This is a genomic window from Mesorhizobium sp. M0854, from assembly GCF_040319815.1.
Lineage (GTDB): Bacteria > Pseudomonadota > Alphaproteobacteria > Rhizobiales > Rhizobiaceae > Mesorhizobium.
In genome coordinates this window covers 94,524-114,479 of record NZ_JAMYOL010000008.1, presented here as the reverse complement: position 1 = coordinate 114,479, position 19,956 = coordinate 94,524, and the positions used below count along the sequence as shown (strand labels likewise).

18 protein-coding genes and 3 pseudogenes are annotated in these 19,956 nt (G+C 61.4%); 18 read left to right on the top strand and 3 right to left on the bottom strand.

All coding sequences use genetic code 11. The features are described 5' to 3' along the window. Positions 1–108 precede the first annotated feature (108 nt). Entirely contained in the window at positions 109–654 is a 546-nt protein-coding gene (locus NKH99_RS15235) for a DUF982 domain-containing protein (RefSeq protein WP_353014541.1), read from the top strand. On the opposite strand, the pseudogene adh reads toward NKH99_RS15235, so the two are convergent. Together adh and NKH99_RS15225 are read right to left on the bottom strand one after the other, a co-directional pair. Beyond that, positions 586–2,061: pseudogene (gene adh / locus NKH99_RS15230) on the bottom strand (aldehyde dehydrogenase); the annotation flags it as partial. The gene NKH99_RS15235 and the pseudogene adh overlap by 69 nt on opposite strands. Positions 2,062–2,167: 106 nt before the next feature. Beyond that, positions 2,168–2,839, bottom strand: a complete 672-nt coding sequence (locus NKH99_RS15225) for a Crp/Fnr family transcriptional regulator (protein WP_353014539.1) — start codon at positions 2,837–2,839, stop codon at positions 2,168–2,170. A 224-nt stretch (positions 2,840–3,063) separates the two neighbouring features. Between NKH99_RS15225 and NKH99_RS15220 the strand changes: the two genes are divergently transcribed. The 10 genes and pseudogenes from NKH99_RS15220 to NKH99_RS15175 all read left to right on the top strand — a co-directional run bounded on the left by NKH99_RS15220 (position 3,064) and on the right by NKH99_RS15175 (position 10,018). Beyond that, positions 3,064–3,225 carry a hypothetical protein gene (locus tag NKH99_RS15220; RefSeq protein WP_167522729.1) on the top strand — a complete coding sequence of 54 codons (162 nt, stop codon included), beginning with the start codon at positions 3,064–3,066 and terminating at the stop codon, positions 3,223–3,225. 244 nt (positions 3,226–3,469) lie between these two features. Continuing rightward, positions 3,470–3,715, top strand: coding sequence for a hypothetical protein (locus tag NKH99_RS15215; RefSeq protein ID WP_352747811.1), 246 nt, complete (start codon positions 3,470–3,472; stop codon positions 3,713–3,715). Between the two features lie 1,164 nt (positions 3,716–4,879). After that, positions 4,880–5,596 carry a pentapeptide repeat-containing protein gene (locus tag NKH99_RS15210; RefSeq protein ID WP_353014537.1) on the top strand — a complete coding sequence of 239 codons (717 nt, stop codon included), beginning with the start codon at positions 4,880–4,882 and terminating at the stop codon, positions 5,594–5,596. Between the two features lie 1,158 nt (positions 5,597–6,754). Beyond that, a pseudogene (locus NKH99_RS15205) lies at positions 6,755–7,045 on the top strand (integrase core domain-containing protein); the annotation flags it as partial. Between the two features lie 89 nt (positions 7,046–7,134). After that, positions 7,135–7,629, top strand: coding sequence for a hypothetical protein (locus tag NKH99_RS15200; RefSeq protein ID WP_353014535.1), 495 nt, complete (start codon positions 7,135–7,137; stop codon positions 7,627–7,629). Positions 7,630–7,781: 152 nt separating this feature from the next. Next, positions 7,782–8,018 (top strand): annotated as a pseudogene (locus NKH99_RS15195) (phage integrase N-terminal SAM-like domain-containing protein); the annotation flags it as partial. Between the two features lie 98 nt (positions 8,019–8,116). Continuing rightward, complete coding sequence (locus NKH99_RS15190) at positions 8,117–8,347, top strand: tyrosine-type recombinase/integrase (RefSeq protein ID WP_352686480.1); 231 nt, start codon at positions 8,117–8,119, stop codon at positions 8,345–8,347. Between the two features lie 18 nt (positions 8,348–8,365). Next, positions 8,366–8,542: a hypothetical protein gene (locus NKH99_RS15185; RefSeq protein ID WP_353014532.1), complete on the top strand. Its 177-nt coding sequence runs from the start codon at positions 8,366–8,368 to the stop codon at positions 8,540–8,542. Positions 8,543–8,942: 400 nt separating this feature from the next. Continuing rightward, positions 8,943–9,605, top strand: a complete 663-nt coding sequence (locus tag NKH99_RS15180) for a nucleotidyltransferase domain-containing protein (protein WP_353014530.1) — start codon at positions 8,943–8,945, stop codon at positions 9,603–9,605. After that, the gene (locus NKH99_RS15175; protein ID WP_353014528.1) at positions 9,602–10,018 is read left to right on the top strand and encodes a hypothetical protein; all 417 of its coding nucleotides are present in this window, start codon (positions 9,602–9,604) and stop codon (positions 10,016–10,018) included. The genes NKH99_RS15180 and NKH99_RS15175 overlap by 4 nt, the downstream gene beginning before the upstream one ends. Positions 10,019–10,058: 40 nt before the next feature. Here NKH99_RS15175 and NKH99_RS15170 read toward each other — a convergent pair whose 3' ends face one another. Continuing rightward, entirely contained in the window at positions 10,059–10,739 is a 681-nt protein-coding gene (locus NKH99_RS15170; RefSeq protein ID WP_352473177.1) for a GntR family transcriptional regulator, read from the bottom strand. A 230-nt stretch (positions 10,740–10,969) separates the two neighbouring features. Here NKH99_RS15170 and NKH99_RS15165 point away from each other — a divergent pair, with 230 nt between their 5' ends. The 7 genes from NKH99_RS15165 (at position 10,970) to NKH99_RS15135 (ending at position 19,427) form a co-directional block, all read left to right on the top strand. Next, positions 10,970–12,097 carry a sugar ABC transporter substrate-binding protein gene (locus tag NKH99_RS15165; RefSeq protein ID WP_352473178.1) on the top strand — a complete coding sequence of 376 codons (1,128 nt, stop codon included), beginning with the start codon at positions 10,970–10,972 and terminating at the stop codon, positions 12,095–12,097. 71 nt (positions 12,098–12,168) lie between these two features. After that, the gene (locus NKH99_RS15160; RefSeq protein WP_352473180.1) at positions 12,169–13,707 is read left to right on the top strand and encodes a sugar ABC transporter ATP-binding protein; all 1,539 of its coding nucleotides are present in this window, start codon (positions 12,169–12,171) and stop codon (positions 13,705–13,707) included. Beyond that, a complete protein-coding gene (locus NKH99_RS15155; RefSeq protein WP_353014525.1) occupies positions 13,704–15,776 on the top strand; it encodes an ABC transporter permease in 2,073 nt (690 codons plus the stop codon). Before NKH99_RS15160 ends, NKH99_RS15155 begins: the two co-directional genes overlap by 4 nt. A 13-nt stretch (positions 15,777–15,789) precedes the next feature. After that, positions 15,790–16,596 (top strand): SDR family oxidoreductase, encoded by an 807-nt coding sequence (locus NKH99_RS15150; RefSeq protein WP_353014523.1) that lies wholly within the window; start codon positions 15,790–15,792, stop codon positions 16,594–16,596. A gap of 10 nt (positions 16,597–16,606) precedes the next feature. After that, positions 16,607–17,554, top strand: coding sequence for a 3-hydroxyacyl-CoA dehydrogenase (locus tag NKH99_RS15145; protein ID WP_353014521.1), 948 nt, complete (start codon positions 16,607–16,609; stop codon positions 17,552–17,554). Next, positions 17,551–18,513, top strand: a complete 963-nt coding sequence (gene kce / locus NKH99_RS15140; protein WP_353014519.1) for a 3,5-dioxohexanoate:acetyl-CoA acetone transferase — start codon at positions 17,551–17,553, stop codon at positions 18,511–18,513. The genes NKH99_RS15145 and kce overlap by 4 nt, the downstream gene beginning before the upstream one ends. A 35-nt stretch (positions 18,514–18,548) precedes the next feature. Beyond that, on the top strand, positions 18,549–19,427 hold the full coding sequence (locus NKH99_RS15135) for an SMP-30/gluconolactonase/LRE family protein (RefSeq protein WP_352542530.1): 879 nt from the start codon (positions 18,549–18,551) through the stop codon (positions 19,425–19,427). The last annotated feature ends 529 nt before the right edge of the window (positions 19,428–19,956 follow it).

Genomic DNA, 19,956 nt, shown 5'->3' with positions numbered 1-19,956 from the left:
TGCACATCACGAAGAATCCCGCTGCCGCCCCTAAACCCGCGAGGGGCCTACATCGTTCCCTTACAACCTGGGTTGATCGGCAGGCTGGTTCCGCTTTAAGTTTCCTCTATGTCTCGCCATTCGTTCTCCCCTCCTGTGTACGCCAGGTCCGACCAACCAAGTGTCCGCGTCGGGATCAGCCACGTCGAAGGTGCGGCCGAGGAACTCATGAAGTGGACTAACCGGGGTCCTCGGTGGGGCCTTGCGGTACGAATCTGCACGGCCGCACTGGCCGATAAGGTGTCACCTCAAATGGCTGCTAAGGCGTTCCTGGCTGCTGCAAAAGAAGAGGGGACGTCACTCCCCCCAATGGCAACCAGGAGGCCCGTCGCCCATGAGAAAACGACGCACGCCCAACAGCGGCTGCACATCCAAGAGAAGAACCGACCGCTGCGAGTTCTAAACCCGCGAGGGCCTACATCGTTCCCTATAACCTGCGTTGGTCGGCAGGCCTGTGCCGCCGAGGAACTCATGAAGTGGACCAAGAGGGGGCCTAAGTGGACGCTGGCGGTACAGTCCTGCATCGACGCCTTTCAGGACCGAGTGTCACCCGACGACGTCGGTAAGGCCTTTGAGGAGGCCGCCAAGGAGGAGGGCGTGCTCGTTCTGGAGTAGGAAGCCGCGCGACACTGTTATCCCCCTCGGCTTCTGCTGATAGTGGTCGAGCATCATCGTGTGTGTCTCGCGGCCGATGCCAGACTGCTTGTAGCCGCCGAAGGCCGCATGCGGGGGATAGGCGTGGTAGCAGTTGGCCCAGACGCGGCCGGCTTGGATCGCACGGCCGAAGCGATAGGCACGGTTGCCATCGCGGGGTCCAGACCCCGGCCCCGAGGCAATAAAGCGTGTCGTTGGCAATGCTGAGCGCTTCGTCATCGTCCTTGAAGGTCGTGACAGAAACCACCGGCCCGAAGATCTCCTCCTGGAAGATGCGCATTTTGTTGTGTCCTTGAACACGGTCGGCTTGACGTAATAGCCGCCCGCCAGATCACCAGGCAGGACATTGCGGGCGCCACCGGTCAGCACCTCCGCGCCTTCCTGGCGGCCGATGTCGATATAGGACAGGATCTTCTTCAACTGCTCGGACGAGGCCTGGGCGCCAATCATCGTTGCCGGATCGAGCGGCTCGCCCTGCACAATCGCCTCGACGCGCTTGAGGGCGCGTTCCATGAACGTATCGTACATCGATTCATGGATGAGCGCGCGGCTCGGGCAGGTACAGACCTCGCCCTGGTTAGCGCAAACATGACGAAGCCTTCGATCGCCTTATCGAAGAAATCGTCGTCCTCGGCGACAACATCCTTGAAGAAGATGTTTGGCGATTTGCCGCCCAATTCCAGTGTTACGGGATAAGGTTCTGGCTGGCATATTGCATGATCAGCCGGCCCGTCGTGGTCTCACCGGTAAGGGCGATCTTGGCAATGCGCGGCGACGACGCGAGTGGCTTGTCCGCCTCGAGACCAAAGCCGTTGACGATGTTGAGCACGCCCGGCGGCAGCAGATCGCCAACAAGGTCGGCCCACAGCAGGATGGCAGCCGGAGTCTGCTCGGCAGGCTTCAGCACGACGCAGTTGCCGGCCGCAAGCGCGGGAGCAAGCTTGCAGCATGCCATCAGCAGCGGAAAAGTCCAGGGGATGATCTGGCCAACCACCCCCAGCGGCTCATGGTAATGATAGGCGACGGTGTCGTCGTCGATCTGCGAAAGGCTCCCTTCCTGGCCGCGCAAGGCGCCGGCGAAATAGCGGAAATGGTCGATGGCCAAGGGCAGGTCGGCGGCGGTTATTTCACGGATCGGCTTGCCGTTGTCCCATGTTTCAGCGCATGCGAGAAGATCGAGGTTCTCCTCCATGCGGTCGGCGATGCGGTTGAGGATGAGTGACCGCTCAGCAACGCTGGTGCGCCCCCAGGCGTCCTTGGCGGCATGTGCCGCGTCCAGGGCCACCTCGATGTCCTGGGCATCCGAGCGGCCACCTCGCAAAGTAGCTGACCGTTCACCGGCGAGAAGTTCTCGAAGTAGCGGCCGGAGCCCCGCGCGCTGGCACGCCAGGTTGCCCCGTTTGCCGGAAGGAAGAATTACTTGCGGCCGAGGAAATGAAACGTGCGGTGCCCCCCGCCGCAGCGACAGCCTTCGCTATTCCTTCTTGTCGACCAGCGCCCGTAGTGCCGAGACGTCATGCAGCAATAACCTGCTGCCGCGCTTTTCGATCAGGCCTCTCTTGGCGAGGTCGCTCATTTGGCGCGAGACCGCTTCCCTGTGCGTGCTCATCGTTGCCGCCAGCTCGGAATGCGTCGGTGCCGGGCTTATGGACACCTCGCCGTCCACGAGTGCGGCTTTCTCCGCCCGATGCAGGAGCTCGACGATCAGCCGTTTTCGCACGACCAGAGTGCTGTATTCGAATACCCGCTCGGTCATGCGCCGGAGCTGGGCAGACAGATGCTCAAGCAGCATCCAGGCAAAAGTCGGGTGGGTCATCACGATATCCCGGAATGCTGTGCCGGACAGCCGTGCAGCGCGGGTTGCCTCCAGCGCGACTACGCTGGCAGAGCGTGCAATCCCGTCAATGCCTCCGAGCTCCCCGAAAATGTCACCCGGTTCGACATCGCGATACGCTATCTCCCTGCCGTCCGCTGAAACCAGTGTCACGCGAGCCCGTCCTTCCAGCAGGAAGAAGACATCGCGACCAGTGTCGCCGTGGGAAATGATTAGCTCGTTGTGTCGATAGCTGCGCTCGTGCCACCGTTTGGTCAGCGCGGCGAGGTCGGCATCGCAAAGTCTTGAGATGAAGGCCAGAGAGCCTGTCACAACGGTCTCTTGTTCAATCAAGTGTACTTCACCTTACCCCCTATCCAAGGAAATTTGATGGCCGCAGGCCCCGCTTTCCGGGATGCAAACTGGGAGCGGATTTCGCCAATGTTTTCCCCAGTGTGGGAATTCCCACAGCCGAGCCTGGTTCGACTGTCATATCCTTTTTGCAACGTCAGGCCCGCCGGCTCGTGTGAAAGCCGGCGAAGGGAAAGGGAACAGTCATGAAATTCTTGGCTCCCGTCACAAAACTTGCTGCGGGGTTTCGCAAATTCGTCGCGCCGCGCTACCGCCCGGAGCTTTATTACATGCGTGGCCCGGGGCCAGCCACCGCCCGCCGTATGGGTACGCCGCGGCAAAACCAATCCATCGACCACTACGCCTAATTTGCCTCGCGGACGGCTGACGCTCTCGCCCGGAGTGCCGTTCGCGCCGTTCCGTACCGGTCAATTCAGATCAATGAAGGGACGATCTGATCATGGTTATAATTCATGCTGCCGCCATTGGTCCATTTCGCAGGTGGTTACGCCTCCGCGCCGAGCGAAAAGCTCTCTTGTCGGCAACGGACCAGTTGAGCCGTTTACCCGATGACGTCCTTGGCGACATCGGCATCTCACGTGACGAAATCATGTGCGATTTGCGAAGCCGCGCCATCCGTCATGCGGAGGCAGGCGCGGCCGGCACGACGATCGAGCGCACCAGGATCGCTTCGGCCTCGATCCCGAAACGGTTGGCCGCCGGCAGTGGCTACGCCTCGGCCGAGATCCCCTTTGGCTGGTCCACGAGCGCGCGATCGAGCCTTACATCGGCTTCGACAAGCAGCGGCGCGCGGACGGGACCTTCGAACGGCACTACACCTGCGACCCCAAGGACTGAATGTTGACCGACGGGAGCTGGGGAGGATCCCAAAATGATCATGCCAGTTGTTAAGTCCCTCGCGCCTGTGACGCTCGGCACCGTGCTGAGGACCTCGCGTTCGCTCACGCTGACATGCCAATCAAACAGCTGAAAGACGTCTATTTGGATTGCGAGCGGGGGAGGCCGCCGGTGCGCTGGGGACGGAAGACGTGATGTACTGTTCGATGCGCGAGTTCCGACTAGGCGCGCGATTGCAGTTTGCGCATAATCTACGATGCATGGCCTTCTGCACCGTGCGACGCGGCCGTTTGCTGACGGGACTTCTTGATCGGCGCAAATAGGCCCGACTCTAACCTCCGCAACCAGTTCCAGCATAAATCACTAATAGTCACGATCTGATCAAAGCCCCGCCGGGAAAAACGGCAAGGCATTTCCCACGGCAGGTTTGGCGAAGCGCGGAAGGCACTCTGCCGCCCAGAGTAAGCGGCCTGCACGGTGAAGACGAGAGGGACGCTTTTCCAAGCGCGGAGCTCGAATCCCTCCCTCTCCGCCATACGACATTGTTTACGTTGAGAAAAATACAAGAATAGGTTGCGCGTCCGCCATAAAGCCCGCCAACCGAAAAAGGCGTATTCGCGGCACGTCAGCTTCACAAATATGCGGGGTTGATGCTTCGACCTGGGAGATGGCAGAGATCAACTTCGGCTTCGCTAAGCGAACTCGTGGGGTTCATGCGACAGCGGAATCAGGATATGCGACGAGCACCCCGTGCCGGGTCAACCTCGCCGTCTGGAAGTACCGATCGGTGCGGAACCAAGCGGATTCACGCTTGTCGGCAGCGGACGGCGGCGGTGGCGGTCAGCATCCGAGCAGGCTCCCAACTAGCGAGACAAACGTCCAGAGCGGAGGGACTTCGCCAGCCTGAACGACCGCTCTCCTCGGCTTAGTCAAGCATACCTACGGAATGATGCGACTGGCCGGTGACAAATGAATCTCTGCTGGACCGCCGATGATATGGGGAGGCGCTCGCAAATCGCGCCCTACGCGCGGGTTGATCGGTTGATCAACATCAAAGCTTGAATATGAGAAATGCGCTAACTGTGACGGCGGTGGTCACCGTGGCTCGTGTGTCAGCAGATGTGGTAAGGTTGAGTGTCGGCGAGTGGCAGAGGTCCAGCAACAATGACTTTGAGACGAACCAGAGCTCACGGCGCGTCCGGCTTGGTTCTAGCGGTTTGCACTGTGTTTGCTTGGCAGAACGCCACTGCTGCTCACAATTGCGACGCAGCCCCGACGCCTGGCGTCAATTGGCAAGAGTGTGACAAGAAGCTTCTCATCCTAGAAGGACAGGACCTGAGCGGGGCGAACCTGTTCGGTGTTGATTTCACTTCGACCGACCTCAGGAACAGCAATCTCGTTGCGGCAAATCTTGAGAAGGCAACGCTTGTGCGTGCTTCCCTGGCCGACTCGACCGCCAAAGGCGCCCGGTTCGACAGAATCGAGGCCTACAGGACCGACTTCAGCCGTATGGACGCGCAGGGCGCTGTGTTTGCGAGCGCGAAAATACAGCGCTCGAATTTCCAGGGCGCCAATCTGACCAATGTTGATTTCACAAAGGCAGAATTGGGGCGTGCGCAGTTCCATGACGCCGATATCAGCGGTAGCCGCTTCTCGTTTGCCAATCTCGCACGGGCGGACTTCCGAGGAGCGACGTTCACCGCGCCGATAGACTTTGACCGCGCCTTTTTCTTTCTGACCCGTATCGAGGGCGTCGATCTTTCCAATTCGGCGGGTCTGTCCCAGTGGCAGCTCAACATGGCTTGCGGAGACGCCCGGACCGAGTTGCCTTCTGGCTTGACGAGGCCTGAAGATTGGCCCTGTCAATTCCAGCAGGAATAGTTGTCGGCTAGCGAACTGTGCAATGCTGCACCCGACAGGATTTGAACCTGTAACTTCTGCCTTCGGAGGGCGCAGATCCTCCGCCAAAGTGGCACGTTTCTAGGTATTGCTATTGGCGAAATCGCGGCCGAAGGGTGTTTGTGCCGCTTCCGTTCACCGCTACCGGTTCAATCGAACGGGTAGCTCCTGTCCGAATAAGTGGCAGCAACTCTTGTATTGTCGAGAATGACTGCCATCGTCGTGATTATCATTCAGAAGCCTGGCACCAACGCGCGATCATACGATCATACTCGTCTCGCAGCACTTGAAATAGGCCGCGGCATCTTGGGGGCTTAAGCTTTCGTCGGTCAAACGCCTGTCGAATGCATCTAGAGCGTTCATTCAGCAGCTTGGTGAAACCGTTCGACCGGCGTGTACTCGTTTGTCGAAGGTTCAGGAATACAGTCGCAACGGCCTCACTATGTGATCTGGAAGGTCAACTGCTGATCCTCCCGCTCAACTCCTAATGAACCAGCGGATGCCGGGCGAATGGCGCTCCAGGCCGCTACTTGGGCGACGAATGGAAGGCATTCACTCACGACCGCTGCGGGTTCTTCGACGACCCGCTGTCTTATGACTTACCTTGCGTAGACACAGTTTGTGAAAACGCGCGATAAGGTCGGCCTGCGCTAGATTCAAAGATGGCCGGGGCACCAGAAGATGGCACACCGAATGTGCAACGCAATGCTGGCTTCGCGGCACTGCCATAGCCGCGTGCCAATCGGCTCCTGAAACGTCGCAACCGGCCACTCTCGAACCTGCGTTAGAACCTGGTGCCATTCCTCCCAACGCGGCCGAGCTTGACGATCTTGCCATCAAGCAACGACACGACCTCGGCGGCTACGCGGTGTATGTCCATGCTGATAATACGCACGGTTCCTTCCATCGTTGGTCACGAACAGGGAGCGAGCGGGCAACACGACAAATACGGAGCCGCGCTCGCGGCGCATCCGGGCGAGTCGTAGGGGCGGCCAGATAATGTGCTCGAACTCGCAGTTCATCTGCATACGACGGCCTGCCCGCACTTGCGTGCTCCCGGTGCCCCGTGGCCCGGATGGGCCAAGCTTAACGAACCTAACGTACCGAACAAACGATGGCACCAAGAACATCATGCCGGATAATGGCTTCATCGAGAGCTTCAACGGCCGACTACGCGATGAACTGCTCAACGAGACGCTGTTTACTTCGCTGGCTCAGGCACGCGTCGCCATCGCCCTGTGGCGCGCCGACTACAACACCGCCCGGCCGCATTCCCAAATCGCCTGGCAGACACCGGCCGAGTTCGCCACCACCTTCAATCTGCGACGGTCGCTCGCGCTGCGCGATGCCAAAGGCTCCGCGCCAGCGCCCGTCGCTTCACCCGCCCAGCAGGGCACAACCCACGCCGGAAACGAACTCAAAACTGGATAGAAACTGGGGGCAACGTCACCCAGTACGTCCAGACGTATCACGAGGAACGAAGGCGCCTGGCAGCCGAAACCGATGCGAAGCGCACTCGTTTGGAACGACGGCTTGGAGAGCTATCTCGGGAGATCGATCGGCTGGTCAATGCCATCGCCAAGGGTCATGGCGACCCAGCCGTGTTGGGGCCGCAATCAACAGCGCTCAATGAAGAACGTAAGTGCATTGTAGCCGAGCTGGACAACGTGCCCGCGCCGACTGATGTCATCGCACTGCATCCTGCGGTGCTGGCGCGCTATGAGGAACAACTAAACCAGCTTCAAACAGGGCTTGCCGAAGGCGTTGTGGCCGGCGATTCCGAAACTGTAGAGGCGATGCGGGACTTGATCGAAACTGTTACTGTGTTTCGAGATCCATCAAGGATCGGCGGCATTGAAGTCGAAATCGCCGGGCGTCTCACCGCGCTCCTGGGCGAGGATGCCTTTCCCAACGGCGTCAAAGGAGTGTGGGGAAAGGTGGTAGCGGGAGAGCGCTACATCGCGAGACCCACTATCGAAGAGGCGTTCTTCCGCTATCGGAGGCAGGTAGCCTAGTCGAAAATTTTCCAATTTGGGGACAGATTTAGCCCTGTAAGTTTTAACCGGTATGCGCCTCATGCACAAACCCGCCTCGCGGGAGGGGCGCCTCGGCCTGAGATGGCGCGACTGCCATTTTGACTTGAGCCGGTAGAGGCGTCGATCTGACCATGGAGTTCCCTTCACGAGACGAACTCGCCATGGCTACCCTGTCGACCGATGCACCAATCTCTCCGCTTCGCCAGCGCATGCAGCACGACATGCTCTTGCGTGGCCTGGGCTCCCATACCCAGCAGGACTACGTTCGTCACGTCCGGCGCTTCGCTGTGTTCCTTGGCCGCTCGCCCGACACTGCGACGGCTGAGGACATCCGTCGATTCCAGCTGCATCAGCATGAGAGCGGCGTCGGCTCTGCGACGATCAATGGCGCGGTCTCGGCACTGCCGTTCCTGTCCCTCGTGACGCTGAAGCGTCGGCATCTGGCGCGTGCGCTGGTGATCATGAGGTGTCAGCGCAAGCTGCCCGACGTGCTGAGCGTGGAGGAAGCGGCGCGGCTGCTCGAAGCCGCACCCAGCATCAAGGCATCAAGTACAAGGCGGCACTTGGCGTCGCCTATGGCGCGGGCCTGCGCGTGTCCGAAGTCGCGCAACTCAAGATCGACGACATCGACTCGACACGCATGCTTATCTGCGTCGAACAGGGCAAGGGACGCAGTGCCGCGCGACAATCAAGTTGAGAGCGCGTGTTGCCTTGATTGTCGCGCGGCAAAGACGAGAGCCGCGTCCGTAAAGACCATTCGGCGCGCAACCTCGCCATGATCCGCCGCGCGGTGCTCAACATGCTCCGTCGCGAGCCTTCAAACTCGCTCAAGCGTAAGCGCCTCAAAGCCCTCATGAACCCGACCTACCGCCAAGCCGTCCTTGCAGGTTAACGATTCATGATTTGGCCCTGCGTTGGCTTTCGTGTGCAGTGTGTGTGCATTGAGAGATGTGATGTGGCCGAAATGGCTTTCGGTCGCGGCGGCGCAATCGTAAAATAGGTTATGTCTGAGTAAGCGCCGTCTGACGAAATACTCAGTCTTTCCGACCGGGCATTGGATGGACTGAAGCAGAAAAAAGATAATGAAATCGATAAGATAGAGCGGCATCTTGCTCTTGCTCCTACGATGGACTGAACGAACGTGGCGATAAACATCTCTCGGATACATTCGTGATAGCGGCGCAGCAGCCGCCAAGGCTCAGATAACAGGACTTCTGTTTAGAAAACCAAACACCAGATTTGATATCCGGCAGTCGACGTGCTATGGCTCCAGAGCAGAAGGAACTTGCGCCATGGCACGCTCGACCGCTCAAAGCGCTTTGCGTTATCCACTCACCATTATGCTCGGCACCGACGCAAGCGTGAGATTGCTCCGGGAATTATCCCGGCACGGCGGCTTGCTTTCTTCACCATTGCTTGCGGCTCGTAGCGGGCTTGCGAGGGCAAGCGTGTGGTCTGCTCTCGCAACCTTGGAGGGGATTGGCATCGTATCTTCAGAGGGAACGGGCAGGGCTCGTCTTTATCGGTTGAATGATCGCCATCCACTGGCGACATCACTGGAAGCCCTCTTTGAGCAGGAGGCGCTTAGGTATTCCAACATTCGCGCTGTAGTCACTGAGGCGGTCTCCGCAGTTCGGCCGAACGTACTCGCGGCCTGGATTTACGGCAGCGTGGCGAGGGGCGAGGACCGTCCAGACAGCGATCTCGACATCGCAGTGGTTACGCCATCCGAAAAGCTTGAAAGCGCGCTCCAAAAGATCCGTGAGGCACTGGTGACCCACGGTGAAGAGCTTGGCTTCAATCCCTCGGTGGTGGGACTCACTCCGCAGGATGTGGCGAGGCTGTCGAGCACGGGAGACCCTTGGTGGGGCGGGGTCGAAGCTAATGCCCTGCTCGTCTTGGGTCCACGCCCGGACGAACTCGCAACAAAAACTCGCCAGAAGGCATTGGCATGACCAGAAGAGGTGCGACGAAAGCAGTTGAGACAGCCTTTGGCGAGGGGCGATTGCGCATCGCCCGCTCATATTTGAAGGCTGCCCGTTTGGAGGTGGCAATGTCTGAAACGGGTGACATCGGCAATCCGGCTATGTCGCAGATCGTGAATGCGGCAATAGCATACGCCGATGCGCTCACTGCCCGATTTGCAGGAACGATCAACCGCGCGGATCATGCGGCCGTGGTGAAAACCATGCGTGATGCGCTTGGAAATCGCCTTCCTGCTGCGCAGGCCAGCCGGTTGCGGAGCATCCTCGATGAGAAGGACGAAGCTCAATACGGAATCAGGGCAAAATCACTAGCCGAAGCCGAGAGCTTGCTCGACAAGCTGGAAAAGTTCGCGGAGTGGGCGGAAAAAGAACTGGAAGTCTGATCAGCAATGGAGGCGGCATGTCGCTTATGGCGACCTGAAGTTACTTCAGCAGTTTGATCAGCACTGTGAAAGCCGCGTCGATGTCAGCGCGAACCGCGGCCCGGACAGCTTCCGCATTGCGGTCTCGCAGCGCTGCGAACATCTGCTGATGGTGCTGGTTGGCGGTCGAATAGTTTCCAGAATCGTGCAGCATGTTGAAATAGGGACTGATCTGCAGCCACAGGTTCTCGATGATGTTGAGCATGTTTTCCGAACCCGCGGCTCGATAGATGGAAAAGTGAAAAGCGTAGTTGGCCCTGAGATAGGATTTTACGTCGCCGGCGGCATTGGCCTGTTCGAGTGCGTCCAGATGCTGGCGCAGCAGCGCCACGCTGGGATCGTCCATTCGCTCGGCCGCCCATGCGGCGGCGATCGCCTCGATCTCAAACCTGACGTTCCTGAGATCGATGAGCCGCGCGCGGCTTAATGCCGGGATACCGATCGAACGGCCCGAAACCACCATCAATGCGTTGGCGGCGCTCAGACGCCGCAGTGCCTCGCGAACCGGCATCGGGCTGACGCCGAAAGCGTCGGCAAGGCTCTGCACCGTCACCATTTCACCTGGAACGATACTGCCGTCGAGGATCAACTCGGTGACGTGCCGGTAAACCCTGTCCTGCAGGGTTTCCCTGGACAGCGGCGTAATCTCGACGCCCGGCTTCCTGAATGCCGCCCCAGCCATCTGTGCCTACCTTTCCCCATACGGCGACGCTCTTGTCCTACCCGGCGCCTGTGCCCGGAATGCAAGGTTCGGATTGCCGCGTCAAGCGCCGGCGTATCCGGCTTTTACCCACTAGCATTTCATCATTGATCTTTGATCAAATCATGATACGGTCAGCTGCATCGAATGACAAGGAGCACGTTTCGTGCCCTTGGGAGGCATTTGGTCGTCTGAACTGGGAGGAGTTTCGAATGGGTATCGGATCGAAAGCCCGGCGGCTCGCGCTGCTTGCCGGCATGGCTGTTTGCGCCTTTGGGATGTCGGCGGCCGAGGCGGCCGGAAAGCACAAAATATTTCTCAGCATGAGCTTCATCGGCAATGATTGGCAGGCCGAGGCCGCCAACATGGTCAAGGCGATGGCGTCGCACAAGAGCATGGCCGACAAGGTCGACCTCCAGGTTCAGGTGGCCGGGCCGAACGCACAGCGCCAGATCCAGCAGATCAACGCGATGGTGCAGGCAGGTGCCGAAGCCATCGTGATCTTCCCGATCTCGCCGACAGCGCTCAACCAGGTGGTGAAGAACGCCTGCGACAAGGGGGTAAAGGTATTTGCCTATGATGCCGAGATCACAGAGCCCTGCGCCTACAACGTCCATATCGATCAGGAAGAGGCTGGCCGCGTGACGGCGGAGTGGCTGGTCAAGAAGCTCAATGGCAAGGGCAACATCATCGCAGTGACCGGCGTTCCTGGCACCTCGGTCGACGATCTGCGCACCAAGGCCGCAAAGGAGGTGTTTGCCAAGCATCCCGACATCAAGATCGTGGGCGAGGCTGTCGGTATGTGGAGCCAGGCGGTGGCCCGTACCGAACTTTCCAAGATATTGGCGACGCGCAGCTGGGACGACATAAATGGGCTGTGGATGCAGGTCGGCTGCTTCACCGCCAATTCCATGCAGCTCGAGGCCGGCAAGAAGAGCAGCGAACTGCTGCCTTGCGCCGGCGAGGGCTCCAATGGCGGGCGCATCCAGATGCTGCCGGAGGGCACGGAGGTCGAGGGCGCAGCCTCTCCCTATGCGCCGCTCGGCGCGCCCCGGATCTCCTATGCATCGCCGCCCTATTCCGGCGCGCTTGCCCTCAAGCTTGCAGTCGAGGCGCTTGACGGCAAGGAGGTTGCCAAGAAAACGATCCTGCCACTGCCGGTCGTCACCAACGACACGATAAAGCTTTGTGACGAAGGCACCTGGGCGGAGATGAAGGCTGGCTGTAATGCCTTCAAACCGTCGCTAGTCTCCAACCCCGGCTGGTTCGCCTCGATCTTCTCCGACCAGACACCTGAAATCGGTCTCGCGGCCGCCCTTGTCGGCCAGCCCGAGGAGTAAGGCTCTCCGAATGGGGCGTGGGGTGCTTTGGAGGCACTCCCACGCACCCCGTGCAGGCCGGGACTGGAATCATGATGTCAGCGCAATCGACAGCTGTCGGCATAGAGGGCGTCCGCAAGGCGTTTGGCGCGACGGTCGCCCTCGATGGCGTCTCCTTTGAGATCGTTTCGGGCAGCGTGCACGCGCTGCTAGGCGAAAACGGTGCCGGCAAGTCGACGCTCGTCAAGCTGCTGTCGGGACTGGTGCGGCCCGACGAAGGGCAAATCACCGTTCTTGGTGAACCGGCGCCACTCGGTTCGCCGCGCGCCGCGCACGCCAAAGGCGTGCAGACAGCCTTCCAGGAAATGACGCTGGTGCGCGATCTCAGCGTTCTCGACAACATGCTGCTGCCCTACGCGCCGGTCGGCCCGAGCGGCCTGATCAGGCGGGCGAGCGCGCGCAGGGCGGTGCGCCAGCACATTTCAGATCTCGGCTTTTCGGTCGATCTTGATGCCGAGGTCGCGACCCTCGATCTCGCCGTCCGCCAGAAGATCGAAATCGCGCGCGCGCTCTATCGCAAGCCGCGCATCCTCCTGCTCGACGAACCGACCTCGACGCTGTCGGGCGGCGATGTCGAATGGCTGGGCGGCATCATCGCGCGACTTAAGGCCGCCGGCACGACGGTCGTGTTCATCACCCACCGCATGCGAGAGGTGCGGGCCTTCTGCGACACGCTGACCATTCTCAGAAACGGCCGTCACATCGTGACGGCGCCGGTGGCCGACGTCCCGGATGGAGAAGTGATCGAAAAGATCATCGGTCGCAGCATCGCCCAGACCTTTCCGCCGAAACCCGAAAGCGAGGCGGTCTTCGGTCCGCCGGTGCTCGGCGTACGCGATCTCAAGGCCGGCATGAAGCTCGACGGCGTCGGTTTCGACCTGCGCAAGGGCGAGATTCTCGGCATTGCCGGGCTTCAGGGCATGGGCCAACTCGACCTGTTCCTCGCCTGCTTCGGCATGGCCGAGATCGAGCGCGGCCATATCCTGGTCGACGGGCGCGAAGTGTGGCTCGGCTCGCCCGCCGATGCGCTCAAGCCCAACATGGCGATCGGGCTGGTGCCGGAGGACCGCAAGACCGAAGGTCTGTTCCTGAAGCTCTCGGGCCGGCAAAACGTATCGCTGCCGGTCGTCGCGCGTTTTACCCGATTTGGCCTGATCAGCAGGCACGAGGAGGCGCAGGCCGTCCAGTCCGCCTTCTCGGCGGTCGAGGTCGACCACCGCGCCATGTGGACGAGGGCGGGGGCGTTTTCGGGCGGTAACCAGCAGAAGATCGCCATCGCCAAATGGCTGGTCGCCGAGAGCCGCATCCTGCTGCTCTTCGACCCAACCCGCGGCATCGACGTCGGCACCAAGCACGAGCTCTATGTGATGATGCGCGACTATGTGGCGGCCGGCGGCTCGATCCTTCTGCATTCAACCGAAATTCCCGAGCTGGTCCATCAATGCGACCGAGTGCTCGTCCTCTATGACGGTCGCCTGGTGGCGGAGCTTGCCGGCAACCACATCACGGAAGGCGAGATCATGCGACCGGCGCTGGGGCAAGGCGAGTTGGTCCGGGAGGCGGCGGAATGAGCGTGACGAGTTTGCCCGCCGCGGCACCGGCCGCGACATTGACGCGGCTTCTCGCGCGACACAGCGGCGCGATCATCGCGGCGATCGTCTTTGCGGTGCTCCTGCTTATCGTCGATCTGGTCAGTGCCGGGCGGCTCACCTATTTCGACATTTCGTTTCTCTCCAGCGGCGGCGCCACCTCGGCGCTGGCGGCGATCGGCCAGACCGTGGTCATCCTGTCCGGCGGTTTCGACCTGTCCGCCGGCGCGGTGATCTCGCTGGTCAATGTCGTCCTGGCAAAAGGTATGGATCCGATGGCGACCGGCACCAGTGTCGCGCTGTGGACCTTGGCCGGAATTGGGGTCGGCATGCTGGTCGGCGCCTTCAACGGCTTCTTCATCGCCGTCCTGCGCATGCAGCCAATCGTCGTCACGCTGTCGACCATGTTCATCCTGCAGGGAGTAACGCTGCTGGTCATGGACAAGCCGGGCGGCTTCGTCTCGCCCGATCTTGGCGCCTTCTATCTCGGTGATGCTATCGCCGGTTGGATACCGATGCCGCTGGTGGTCATCGGCGTCGTCCTGCTCGCCTGGTTCTGGCTCAAAGGCACACGCTTCGGGACGGCGCTTTATGCCGTCGGCAGCGATCCGGACGCGGCCGCTTCGGTCGGCGTGCGCGTCGTTCTCGTGCGCTTCCTGGTCTATGTCATAGCCGGCGGCTGCTACGGGCTCGCCGGCGTCTTCATCAGCGCACAGACGGGCAGCGGCGATCCGCTCGTCGGCAACCCGTTGTTGCTGTCGATGTTCGCGGCGGTCGTCGTCGGCGGTACAAGGCTGGGCGGCGGTCAAGGCGGGCCGGTTGGCACCGTCTTCGGCGCCTACATCCTGATGATGGTCGTCAACATCCTGCTCGTACTCAACGTCTCGGCCTATTATTCGACGATCGCCGAGGGCACGATCCTGATCCTTGCCGTGCTTGCCGGCTCGCTGTCGCATGGCTCCGTGCTCGCCCGCCAACTGCGTGCGCTGCGGGCGCGGTTGGCCGCATGGCGCGCCGGAATGCTGCCCTCGCAGATCGATCGCACCGACCGGCGGCTGAGGATCGCGCGTGGCAGCACCGACGATCAGCAGGCGCCGCAGCCGGCCTTCCATATACGCAATGCCGAGACGCTGCGTTATGCGCTGCCGGCCTATGTCTGCCTGGCCGTCGTCGTGATCGTCACCCAGATCTGGCTCGGACGCGCCATCGTCAACGTCACCTACTGGAACTCGCTGTTCGTGCTGTCGAGCTTCCTCGCCGTTCTGGCGCTTGGGCAAGGCAGCGTAATCCTCACCGGCGGGCTCGACCTGTCGGTGCCGTGGACGATCGGTCTCTCGGGCATCCTGCTTGCCGGCATGGTCAACGGCTCGGATGGTGCACTTGCCTATGCGCTGCCGGCGGTGCTGCTCACAGCTTGCCTGATCGGTCTTGCCAACGGCATCGGCATCGTCTTCCTCGGCATTTCGCCGATCGTGATGACGCTGGCCACCAACGGCATTCTGCAAGGCGTCGCGCTGCTTTACTCGCAGGGTACGCCGGCCGGCTTCTCCTCGCCGATGCTGCGCTGGTTCATGACCGGGAAGGTATTCGTTGTGACGCCGATGGTGCTGTTCATGATCGCCTTCGTCGTCTTTGCCGTGCTGCTGCTCGGCCGCACCGCTTTCGGCCGCCGGGTTTATGGCATCGGCAACAGCCTGCGCGCCGCCCAGCTCTCCGGCATCGCGGTCGGGCGCACGCTCATCCTCGTCTATGTGCTGTCGGCAGTCTGCGCGGGGCTCGTCGGTATCATGCTGACCGGCTTTTCCGGCCAGGCCAGCCTCGGCATGGGCGACGATTATCTGCTGCCCTCGATCGCCGTAGTCGTCGTCGGCGGTGCGCTGATCACCGGCGGGCGCGGCCACTATCTCGGCATGCTGGGGGGCGTGCTGCTTTTGACGGCGTTGCAGATGCTGCTCGCCGGCACGACGCTGCCTTACGCGACGCGGGCGATCCTGTTCGGGCTGGTGGTGCTCGCTGCGGTCATGGCGCTGCGCGAAAGGCGAATTCAATGAAAGGAATGGAATAATGAGCTCCAGCGCACCGGCATCGGCGGACGAATTCCTGACCGGGATCAAAGGCCAACGCGTGCTGGTCACGGCGGGCGCCGGCGGCATCGGCTTTGCCATTGCAGAGACACTGTCGCGGCTCGGCGCACGTGTCGTGATCTGCGACATTTCCGACGAGGCGCTGGCCGCCGCTCCAGAGAGGCTCACACTCGCCGGCGCAGTCAAAGCGGACGTTTCACGCGACGACGATGTCGACCGACTGTTCGAGACCATAAAGGAGAAGCTCGGCGGGCTCGACGCCCTGATCAACAATGCCGGCATTGCCGGGCCGACCGGCGGGGTCGATGAGATCGATCCGGCAGACTGGCGGCGCTGCATAGATATCTGCCTGACCGGCCAGTTCCTGTGCGCGCGCCGTGCCGTGCCGCTGATCAAGGCGGCGGGCGGCGGCTCGATCGTTTCGATGTCTTCGGCCGCCGGCCGCCATGGCTACGCGTTCCGCACGCCGTACTCGGCTGCCAAGTTCGGCGTTGTCGGCCTGACCCAGAGCCTTGCCAAGGAACTCGGACCGCATGGGATCAGGGTCAATGCCATCTTGCCCGGCATCATCGAAGGGCCGCGCATCGACAAGGTCATTGCCGACCGGGCAAAGCAGCTCGGCGTTTCAAACGAGGAGATGACACAACGCTATCTGCAGAACATCTCGCTGCGCCGCATGACCAGCCCATACGATGTCGCGGCGATGGTGGCCTTCCTGCTTTCCGATGCGGGCATCAACATTTCCGGCCAGTCGCTCGGCGTCGACGGCAACGTCGAGACACTCTGAGGGGGAGATCATGGCGAAGGTAGCAATTGTCGGAAGCGGCTTCATCGGGCGAGCGTGGGCGATCAGCTTCGCTCGTGCCGGCCATGATGTGCGCATGTGGGACCAGGCGCCGGCCGCGGCCAGCGGTGCGCGCGACTATATCGCTGGGGTGCTCGGCGACCTTGCCGCCAACGATCTGCTGCGGGGACAGGCGGTCGATACCGTGCTTGGCCGCATCACCATTGTGGAGGAGCTTGGCGAGGCCCTGGCCGATGCCGTCCATGTCCAGGAGAACACGCCGGAAAACCTCGAGGTGAAGCGTGACGTGTTCTCCCGCATCGACGCACTTTCCGGTCCGCAGGCGGTGATCGCCAGTTCCACCTCGGCGCTGTTGCCGTCGAGATTCACCGATCATCTTGAGGGGCGCCATCGCTGCCTCGTCGTGCACCCGATCAATCCGCCCTATCTCATCCCGGCAGCGGAGGTGGTGCCGGCGCCATGGACCTCCGCCGAAACGGTGGAAAGGACCCGCGCGTTTCTTGTCGAGGCGGGCCATGCGCCACTGGTGATGAAGCGCGAGCTCGACGGCTTCATCATGAACCGCTTGCAAGGCGCGCTGTTGGAGGAGGCGTTTCGGCTCGTCGCGGACGGCTATGCCAGCGTCGAGGACGTCGACACTGGCCTGCGCGACGGGCTGGCGCTGCGCTGGTCGTTCATGGGTCCGTTCGAGACGATCGACCTCAATGCACCCGGTGGTGTGCGCGACTATGTCGAGCGCTATCAGGCGATCTATTCCAACATCTTCCCGCAGATGCTGCGCCGCGTCGACTGGGCCGGCGAGGTCATGGAAACGGTCGAGGCCGAGCGTCGCAAGCGCCTGCCGCGGGAAGAACTCGGCGAACGGCAGGTCTGGCGCGACCGCCGGCTGATGGTGCTGGCGGCGCACAAGAAAAAGTCGGATCAGGAGTTTGGACAATGACGCAAACAAGCCGCAAGCCCGGCGCCCAGCAACCCAGCGGCAAGGTCATCATCACCTGCGCGGTGACGGGGGCGATCCACACGCCGACTATGTCGCCTTATCTACCGATCACGCCGGACCAGATCGCGCGCGAGGCGATCGCGGCGGCGGAGGCGGGTGCGGCGATCCTGCATCTGCATGCCCGCGACCCCGAAACCGGCAAGCCCGACCAGACGCCAGAGGCGTTCGCGCGTTTCCTGCCGCGCGTCAAGCAAGGCACCAATGCCGCCATCAACATCACCACCGGCGGCAGTCCTTACATGAAGGTGGAGGAGCGTGTGCGCCCCGCCGCCCAATTCAAGCCGGAGGTCGCCTCGCTCAACATGGGCTCGATCAATTTCGGGCTCTATCACCTCGCCGCCAAATACGAGACGTTCAAGTTCGATTGGGAAAAGCCGCATCTGGAAGCGACGCGTGATCTGATCTTCCGCAACTCGTTCAAGGACATCGAATACATACTGGCAACCTGCTACGACAATGGGACGCGCTTCGAGTTCGAGTGCTACGACATCGCCCATCTCTATAACCTCTCCCATTTCGCCGATCGCGGGCTGGTGAAGCCGCCGTTCTTCGTGCAGTCGGTGTTCGGCCTGCTCGGCGGCATCGGCATGCACCCGGAAGACGTCGCCCATATGAAGCGCACCGCCGATCGCCTGTTCGGCGACCAGTTCCGCTGGTCGGTGCTGGGTGCGGGCGCCAGCCAGTTGCGCATCGCGGCACAATCGGCAGCGCTTGGCGGCAACATTCGCGTTGGGCTCGAAGACAGTCTTTGGGCCGGTAGGGGCAGGCTTGCCAAGTCGAATGCCGAGCAGGTGGTGCTCGCCCGCAAGATCGTCGAAGGCCTCGGCATGGAAGTGGCAACGCCCGACGAGGCCCGCGAAATCCTGTCATTGAAGGGCGGCGACCAGGTCGCGTTCTGACCGGTTTCTGCAAGGTTCGAACAGAGGAGGACGGCATGAAGATCGAAGTCGTGGTGGACGTGAAGACCACGCTGGGCGAGGGACCGCTGTGGGACGTTGAACAGGAGCGCCTCTACTGGATCGACAGTTTCGACGGGCGTGTGTTTCGGGCAACCGCCGACGGGAGCGAGATCCGTTGCTGGGACGTGCCGATGAAGATCGGTTCGATGGCATTGCGCAAGGACGGAGGTGGCGCGGTGGTATCGCTGCAGCGCGGTTTCCATCTGCTTGATTTCGCCACCGGCGAGGTGACGCCGATTCACGATCCGGAGCCGGACAGGCCGATGAACCGGCTCAATGACGGCAAGGTCGACCGGCGCGGCCGCTTCTTCGCCGGCTCAATGGACACGATGGAAGAGGGACCCTCCGGCGGACTCTACCGGCTCGATCCGGATTTCTCCGTTACCAGAATAGATTCCGGCATCATCTGCTCGAACGGTCCGTGCTGGAGCCCGGACGACCGCACCTTTTATTTCGCCGACACCTGGACCGGCGAGATCTGGGCCTACGACTACGACATCGCAACCGGTGCCGCCACCAACCGGCGCACTTTCACGCGTGTCGATACCAGCCGGGGCGGGGCGGCTGACGGCTCAACTGTCGATGCGGAAGGATTCCTGTGGAACGCGCTGGTCTATGATGGCAGGCTGGTGCGTTACGCGCCCGACGGCAGCGTTGATCGCATCATCGACATGCCCGTCAAGAAGATCACCAGCGTCATGTTCGGCGGGCCGAGGCTCGACACCCTGTACGTCACTTCGATGGCCAAGCCGCCGCTGCCGCGCTTTCCGGGCGACGGAGTTTTACGAGGCAGCCTTTTTGCCATCACCGGCCTCGGCGTAACGGGAGTTCCCGAGCCAAGATTTGCCGCGTAAATCGGTGCGTAATGGCGATGTCCTTCCTGCCTGCTTGGTGCCACCCCAACCTCCCGCCGCAGGGCAACCGGCGCTGGAAACTCGTGCCCTGCGGTTCTGATGGAACCCACAATGAGAGGCTTGAGGCGCTTTCGCCTGACGTGCGCGCGAACATGTCCCTGGAGAAACCATCAAGCGAGCCTTGGAAACCTGCTCGCAACAAGAAATCCACCCATTAGCAACTCCAACGCATCGAGTGCCTCTTCGTCCCGCAAATTGGTCAGAGCTACGCTGTCCACCAAGACAACCTTTTCATTGTCTATGTCATAGACTTCCCAAAGTCCGTCCCTGATCCTTCGGATGGCGTGTCGACGCTCCATAAGCGGAACCTAATACTCGAGTCGCGGCGACGTTGATAGAAAATTCGGGCACGAGCCGATCATAATAGTGGAAAACCGCAGGTCGCCCTGACGATGCTCTTACGATTGAGTCCACGAAAAAGCGCTTCAGAAAACGAAGAGCACCGATGGCGGCAGCACGACAGGCGGTG

What these genes read in the sequence shown, in the direction of transcription:
- NKH99_RS15235 (WP_353014541.1), top strand. Translation starts at nt 109, where the DNA reads ATGTCTCGCCATTCGTTCTCCCCTCCTGTGTACGCCAGGTCCGACCAA.
- NKH99_RS15220 (WP_167522729.1), top strand. Translation starts at nt 3,064, where the DNA reads ATGAAATTCTTGGCTCCCGTCACAAAACTTGCTGCGGGGTTTCGCAAA.
- NKH99_RS15210 (WP_353014537.1), top strand. Translation starts at nt 4,880, where the DNA reads ATGACTTTGAGACGAACCAGAGCTCACGGCGCGTCCGGCTTGGTTCTA.
- NKH99_RS15180 (WP_353014530.1), top strand. Translation starts at nt 8,943, where the DNA reads ATGGCACGCTCGACCGCTCAAAGCGCTTTGCGTTATCCACTCACCATT.
- NKH99_RS15175 (WP_353014528.1), top strand. Translation starts at nt 9,602, where the DNA reads ATGACCAGAAGAGGTGCGACGAAAGCAGTTGAGACAGCCTTTGGCGAG.
- NKH99_RS15170 (WP_352473177.1), bottom strand. Translation starts at nt 10,739, where the DNA reads ATGGCTGGGGCGGCATTCAGGAAGCCGGGCGTCGAGATTACGCCGCTG.
- NKH99_RS15165 (WP_352473178.1), top strand. Translation starts at nt 10,970, where the DNA reads ATGGGTATCGGATCGAAAGCCCGGCGGCTCGCGCTGCTTGCCGGCATG.
- NKH99_RS15160 (WP_352473180.1), top strand. Translation starts at nt 12,169, where the DNA reads ATGATGTCAGCGCAATCGACAGCTGTCGGCATAGAGGGCGTCCGCAAG.
- NKH99_RS15155 (WP_353014525.1), top strand. Translation starts at nt 13,704, where the DNA reads ATGAGCGTGACGAGTTTGCCCGCCGCGGCACCGGCCGCGACATTGACG.
- NKH99_RS15150 (WP_353014523.1), top strand. Translation starts at nt 15,790, where the DNA reads ATGAGCTCCAGCGCACCGGCATCGGCGGACGAATTCCTGACCGGGATC.
- NKH99_RS15145 (WP_353014521.1), top strand. Translation starts at nt 16,607, where the DNA reads ATGGCGAAGGTAGCAATTGTCGGAAGCGGCTTCATCGGGCGAGCGTGG.
- kce (WP_353014519.1), top strand. Translation starts at nt 17,551, where the DNA reads ATGACGCAAACAAGCCGCAAGCCCGGCGCCCAGCAACCCAGCGGCAAG.
- NKH99_RS15135 (WP_352542530.1), top strand. Translation starts at nt 18,549, where the DNA reads ATGAAGATCGAAGTCGTGGTGGACGTGAAGACCACGCTGGGCGAGGGA.